At 56.6% G+C, this 7,225-nt stretch carries 2 protein-coding genes; both read right to left on the bottom strand.

Annotated elements, in window-relative coordinates:
- Nucleotides 1-4,941, bottom strand: a 4,941-nt coding sequence (locus AC781_RS10165) for an RHS repeat domain-containing protein (RefSeq protein ID WP_083076939.1), incomplete at its 3' end; no start/stop codon positions are given.
- 272 nt (nucleotides 4,942-5,213) lie between these two features.
- Nucleotides 5,214-6,932, bottom strand: coding sequence for a hypothetical protein (locus tag AC781_RS10160; RefSeq protein ID WP_067777441.1), 1,719 nt, complete (start codon nucleotides 6,930-6,932; stop codon nucleotides 5,214-5,216).
- Nucleotides 6,933-7,225: the final 293 nt, after the last annotated feature.

Raw genomic sequence — 7,225 nt, 5'->3', positions numbered from 1 at the left:
GTAGTAGACGAGGCCGAGGTCTTCGTCGTGGTGTTCGGAGGAGAAGCGGAATGGGTTTTCCTTGGCCATGTCGCCTTCCATGGAGGTGATGTTGCCGTAGGGGTCGTACTGGTAGGATGCACGGCGCAGGCCTTTGCCATCGAAGAGTGAGACGACGTTTTTGCGGAGGTCGTGGGCGTAGTAGAGGGTTTCGCGTGCCGTGCCTTCACGCGTCCACAGGGTGAGGGCGAGGGGGCGTGTGGCGACGGGTTCGGAGGGGTCCCACCGGTAGGTTTTCGCGACGTACAGGGCAGTTTCGTCCGTCGCGTCGATTTCGGCAATTTGCACGTATCCATGATAGATGTAGCGGAGGCGTTTCGTCAAGCCGGAATCATCACTTGTCGCTTTTTCTATGCGGCGGCCCATGAAGTCATAGACGCTGTCGATGCGCCGGTCTCCCTGTTGGAAGGAGGTGGGGCGGTTGTCGGCGTTGTGTTGGGCGTTCCATTCTCCGGTGGCGGTGCGGATGAGCGTTTGGTTGCCTGCGGCATCGTAGGCGGGGGAGAAGGTTGCCTGTCCCTGTGCGGCGATGGAGCTGTACTGGTTGACGAGGTTGGTTTGGTAGGAGGTTGCCGTGGCGTTGTTTTGCGCGGTGATGCGGTTGCCGATGTTGTCGTAGGCGTACGCATGCCGGGTTCCGTCGGTGGATGTTTCACCGGTGAGTTCGCTGCGGCCGTTGTAGGCGTAGGTGCGGGTGACAGTGGGTTTGGTTGATGCGTTGCGGTAGTCGCTTTGGCTGACGGGACGCAGGAGGCTGTCGTAGTCGTAGCGGTAGCGGTCGGGGTGGAGCGCTGTTTGGACGTTGAGGCCGTTGTAGCGGATGTCGGTGATGATGTTGAGGTCGGGGTGCCAGGTGTGTTCGCGGCGGAGGCCGGAGGGGTAGAGGATGTGGTTGAGGAGTCCGCTTTGGGTGTCGTAGGCGTAGGCGAAGCCGGAGGATGCGGCGAGGCGTCCGGCGGTGTCGTAGGCGTAGTCGACGGTGTCGATGGGCACGTTCCTGTGCTTGAGACTGTAGCCGTTCGTGCGGCCCCAGGTGTCGCGGGTATGGGTGAGGATGCTTTCAACGGGGCCTTCCGTTTGTTCGCTTTCCACTTCGCCGTATTGGTTGTAGCGGAAGGTGCGGGCGCCGGAGGCGTCGGTGATCTGGGTGGGCTGGCCGAGGTGGTTGTAGGCGTAGGTGACGGCGGGGGTGTCGTCGTTGTAGGTGGTGCCTGCAAGTTCCCCGGTGAGGGAATGGTAGGTGTAGGTTGCCGTGATATCACGAGCATCTTTTTTGCTTGCAAGGCGGTTGAGGCTGTCGTAGGTGTAGGTGTCTTCTTTGTCGTCCGCGTACCGTTTAGTGATGAGGAGGCCTGTGGCCGCGTCATAGGACCAGAGCGTATGTTCGGCTTCCGGCTGGTTGATAAGGCTGGAAGGATCCGTTTCGATTATCTGGGCCGGATTTTTCCACGTCCACATGTCAGAGATTCGGTTATCGTCGGTGTAGTCCCAGACGATGGGTTGTACGGCTGTGCCGTACTGGGCCGTTTTACGGCTGCGGATGTCGTAGCGGTAGCAGGCGGTTTTGCCCTGCGCATCGGTGATGCAGGAGGGCTGGCCGGTAACGTGGTCGTATGCCGTGGTGGTGGCGTTACCGGCTCCGTCGATGGTTTTGACGGGACGGCCGGCTGTGTCGTATTCGGCGGTGGTAGCGTTGCCACGTCCGTCGGTTTGCGTCATGACCATGCCGGCGGCGGTGTAGCTGCGGCGGTAGTTGGTGACGATGCCGGCGTAGTCCGTGGCATGGATGACGAAGCCGTCCATGCCGGTCTGGCTGGCGACGGCGTCGATGCCCGGCTGGGTGGTATAGCTGATGCGCTGGGTGGGGGTGCCGTAGTGGGTCCACTGGACGCTGCGGTTGCCGCGGACGTCGATGGTGACGGTTTTGGAGGCGAGTTCGAGATCAAGGTCGGAGGTCAGGGTCAATGACGTTTGCGTGAGCGGCTGGCCCTCGGCGTTGTAAGTAGTGGTAGTTTGTTGGCTGTAGACGCCGTCTTCTTCGCAGATGTAGGTTTGAGCGTGTTCCGTGATGCGGGATGGTTTCGGCGAGAGGTCGACGGTTTGTTTGACCATGTTGCCCATGGCATCGTATGCGTAGAGGACGGGGGCAAGGATGGTTGTGTCGGAGCTGCCGCCGTCGGCTTTCGTCTGCTGGCTGACCAGTTGACCTTTGGCGTTGTATTGCGATGTTGTGCTGATCAATGTATCGTCTGCGACTGCAGGGCGGATGTCGTAGACGGTTTGTCCGAAATAGTCGGAGATTGTGTTGCCGATGCGGATCCAGTTGCCGTTTTCGTCTTGTTTCTGCATTTCCGTATACAGGCCTGCCGAGCTCAGGTATTGGATGTGTTTTTCGGCCTGTTGCGCCGTTCCGGTGATGGTGTCGATATTGCCGTCGTTGTGCCTGGCGGTGACAATTGTGGCGCCTGTGGGAGAGGTGACGGTTTCGGTCAGTCCGTCATCACTGTATTCATATCTCGTGGTGCGCCCCAATTCGTCCGTCGTGGAGGCGGTGCGGCCGAGGGCGTCGTACACGGTGGAGGTGGTCGTGGTCATCGGGCCGATGTCCGTGCGCGTGGCGATGGCCCTGCCTGCCGCATCCCTCGTGTAGGAGACGATGGTTTCCGGCGTGGTGGCCGTGGCCGAGCGGATGGTTTCGATGAGCTGGTGCGCAGCGTTGTAGGAGTAGGTGGTGATGACGCCGTCTTCATCGGTCTGGCGGAGGGGGCCGCAGCACATCCATTCGGTGGAGGAGGTGCGTCCGTTGGCCTTGACTGTTTTCGTGCGGTTGCGGTAGGTGTCGTATTCGTATGTTTCACGGGTCAGCAGGGACCATTCGTTGCCGGTGTGTGCGTAGGTTTCCGTGCAGGTGGCGGTGCCGTCTGCTGCCATGTAGGAGACTGTGCGCGTGCTTTGGCCTGCGACGGGCTGGTTGCCGACCTGCTGTTCCGTGGTGATGCAGTAGGCGGCGCCGTGTGCCGTGGTGGCTGCATAGGAGGAGACGGTTTGGATTCCGTTGATGCCTTGGGACATTTTCATGCGCCCGGCGGCAAAGGGAGGCAGTGCATCCGGCCCGTAGTAGACGGAGGATGAGGTTTGTTCCAGCTCGCTGCCCAGAGCCGTTTTTTTGACGGTGACGCTACGTTCCAGTACCGTATTCCAATATTCATATGTTTCTTTGGAGAGTTCGGTTTCTTTGCCGGATGCCGTGCGAATGATTTGCCGGATGGAGGACGGGCGGTAGTCGTTGAAACGAAGATCGGAATAATCAGTGATCTTGACTTGCTCGCAAGTCTCATTCGGCAACGCCTCATCCCGGCCGGACCAGGGAGTAGCTTCCATGATGACACGTCTCTTGCTGTCGTATTGGTAAGAGCAATAGTTTCCATTTTGAAAATCAATCCGGCTGAGGCGCAGGTCTGCGTAGGTGTAGGTGGTCGTCTGTGCGAGGGAGGTGCCGTAGCCTTCCGTACGGCTTGTTTCCTGCCAGATGCCGTCGATCAGTTCGTAGATCTGCCGTGTGCTGGAGGTAGGCGTTGTGTCCCCGCTCGTCATGCGGCGGGTCGTCAGGTGTTCCCATGTGCCGTCGGACTGGATGGTGCGGACGTTGGAGTAGCGGATGCGCCGGTCGCCTTCGCCCGTCGGCATGTCGATGACGGTTTCGTCGGCTGCGAGATAGCGGTCGACGCGGGTGACGGGTGAGCCGGGGCGAACGGCGGTCATCGCGAGATGGCGGTAGGTTTTGCCTTCCTGTGTGGCGTTGTTTTCCTCCAGAGTCCATGTTTTGCCCGGCATGCCGGTGGTGGCGTACCAGTCGCCGGAAGGCGTGACCTGGTTTTTCGGGTACCATTCGAGGACGATGCGCGAGGATGCGGCTGTGCCGTTCCCGGCAGGGATTTCCGTTTCACGGATGTTCAGCAGGCCGTCGAGGTGGTGCCAGATGCCGCTGATGAGGCCGAAGTCTTTTTTGAGGCGCATTTTGCTGCCGTAGGCGGCCAGGTCGACGACGACGCGGTCGGCCGTGACCAGTTGAACAGGTTTGCCGATCTCAGTCGCTGTGGGGACGTTGAAGCGGATGGAGGCTCCGTCTGCCGTGGTGAAGTCCGCATAGACGGGTGTGCCTGTTTTGCAGGGGGTCTTGTCTGCATTGAGGATTTGGACGAGGGAGGAGTACTGGCGGGTGTCTCCGACGCGTTCCGCCGTGTCCTTGCCGCCGGCATATTGGTAATGCAGCGTTTTGCCTGAAGGTTTGACGACGGTGATGATTTTCGAGTAGGGGTCGTGCTGGATGCTCCATTCGGTGACGTGCTGGAAGACGAAGCCGAGCCGGTAGATCAGTGGCATATCCGGGTCGTGCCAGCTGGTGGAATGGGGGTTGAGATCCAGAATCTGGAAGGTGGCCGGGCACCAGCCGGCGATGTCCGGTTCGATGCCGAAGACGATGTTCATGGCGACGTCCTGCGTGCTGCCGAGGTGGTTTTCGGTGAAGAAGGATTCGCTGGCGACGTTGTCTTTGCCGCAGGCGCAGGTGCAGGTGCAGGTGTTGCAGAACTGGTCGTTTTCCGTGTCGGGCTTGTCGTTGTCGTCGCTGGAGGAGTCGTCCCAGTCGCTGGACGAGGAGTCGTCATCGCTGGAGGAAGAATCGTCCCAGTCGCTGGATGAAGAGTCATCGCTGCTGGAGGAGGAGTCGCTGTCCGAGGACGAGCTGTCGGCAGCATGTTCGGTCAAGGCGAATGCCGCGGTATTCGCGTCGCCGGGAATAAAGGGAGCCCAGCCTTCGGGCAGGTAGCCGTTCATGGCGAGGTCGGCTTCGTTCTCGACGGGGCCGCTGGAAGGATGGAGGGGGGATTGTTGTGAAGACATGTTGTGTATGTGTGTTGAGGTTTTGTTGCCGGGGCGCCTGCCGGGAGAAGCGATGTCTTCTACCCTGTAAAGCAGGCGCCGTAGGCTTTTTTGTCTATTTTTCTTGTTTTTTAATCGAAAAATGTGTGTTTTTGGTGTTTTTTCGGGTAATATCCCGCATCAAGGCCTTGACCTCGTGCAGAAATATCACCCGGGAAGAGGGGGTTAACTATGTGGAATGAATGCTGAGACGTGGAGGGTTTTCGATAATATCTTGTGCTCTCCTATAAAAATTAGTTATGTCCTTGTGAGAATGTGACATATTTGTACAGTTTGATTCCGCTTTCGCATATATCGGCGACTGCGCTGTATGATGTTGTTGAGTTTGCTCTTACAACAACACCATTGTGAGCGCCTCCATTAAGGAAGATACCCGGGTAGTTGCCGCTTAAGGATCGCATTGCAACATCCGCTTTTGCTTGCATGGCCAATACTCCATTATCAGCTGCTGTAATTTTACTATCAGTTGGTAGTTCGCCATTTTGTATATGAAAAGCACTTGGTTGTACGCGCATGAGTGCGGTCCCGCTGACAATCTCGCTTCTGCTGGTATGTTTGCATATGGATCCGCTGGCCGTTGCTTCGAATCGATTGGCTGCTGATTGGCCGATGCATGCCGATGTGGTGCCGATAATGTTGACGGTTGTGCCACTATAGTTGGACAGGTCGACATCGACTTTGCCATCGGAAGCTGTGGTGAGGGCTCGGCCGAGTTTAGCATATGGTACGAACGCAGACGTATCCACAGGTTCAATTCCGAGAGCGGTTCGTAGAGCGGCCTTTTGATCATCTGTCATGGCTTGAACTGCCGCAATCATGCGTTTCGGAGAAACCAAATTATGAAGCGTGACATAACCTGACTGCTCAATGGTATAGTCTTCATGCGAGTGCCAGCTATCGAGAAGCATTTGTATCTTTTCAGGTACTTGAGTACCTTTCATATGGATAACAATGGAGCGTTCATCCGGATCATTCGTATAACTGTATCCTGCATTTTGCAGATAGGATAGAATCGACTCCACACACGAGGGATGCGGCTGCCTATTCCATGCAATGATCAAAGCCTGACCATAAGGAAGAGCAGCAGCGGCATCGCTTACGACAGCCTGGCTTGCCATAATGGCGTAGGTCATATTCATGCTTCTGTACATCTGAATGGCACTCCTTACGTTGTCAGCCAGTGGAAGATTGGCATTGCGAATCAACCATCGCTCCTCGGAAGGTTTACTCCACGTATATCCAGCCTCGTTTAGAGCATCGTCAATACCCGTTTCCGAGGTTGTTGCTGGAGATGTGCGTACGATTGCAATATCGGCACCTGTATAATCAAGCAAGTCGACGGAGACCGTTCCATCATCATTCACAATTAAATTGTTACCAAGTTTTTTGTACGGAAGATAGGAGGTGAGAGATGATACGTCGGCCTTATGCGCCATGTTTTCTTCAATTTCAGGAATGCGGCAAGCAGACTGGAGTTGCTTTTGAAATGCTTCATCATCCAGCATGGCCTGCAGATCCTGTAAGGCAAGTCCGTTTTTTGAACTTCCATTTTGCAAAGGATAAAGTTGAAGTGTCGCACTGATATCGGAAAGGTCGTCTTTCAAGGTGACGGTGATTTGTTCGGCCGCCGTGTTGTCCAGAGTGTCGGGGCCGATGAGTTCCGAGACGTCGCAGTTGCCCTGAAGGAAGAGGTAGTCGGTACCGGATGTTTTATGCTTGAGGTGGAGGTTGTAGGGATGGCTGCCGGGGTAAAGCGGCGGGATGGTTAAGAGGATGCCGGAGGCATCCGATCCCGTGGCTGAGATGGGGACGGTTTCTCCGTCCTGCAGGATGCTGCCGTAGACCGTGTAGTCGGCTAGGGCCGCAGGGGCTCCGTATGATTGCACGAGGCGCAGGGTCATGTGGTGCGCCTGTCCTGTGGTGATGGGGATGTGGTGTATGACTGTTGACATGTGAAGTAGTGGTTTTCTGTTAAAACGGTTGATGTTTGGAATGGGGGTGCTTTCTGCCGGAGAGGTGTGGGTTCAGTGAGTTTGAAGGCTGTGAATTCGCCTGTCCGACTGGCACGAATGCTTGTAACATTCAAACCGGGTATTGGGCAAGGCTCCCTGCAAGGGCTAAAATGTGGAGTTCATTGAAGAGGTTGCTTTCCGGTACGCTGTGGTAGAAACGGACTGTCAGGCCGCAGATTCGCCATTTTTTGCTGTGCATGCAAATGTGCTATAAAGATGGTTGTACGCGATGA

Origin of the sequence: Neoakkermansia glycaniphila (assembly GCF_001683795.1) — a bacterium.
Taxonomy (GTDB): domain Bacteria; phylum Verrucomicrobiota; class Verrucomicrobiia; order Verrucomicrobiales; family Akkermansiaceae; genus Akkermansia; species Akkermansia glycaniphila.
The sequence above is the reverse complement of the archived record's forward strand: the minus strand, read 5'-3'. Positions and strand labels throughout refer to the sequence as shown.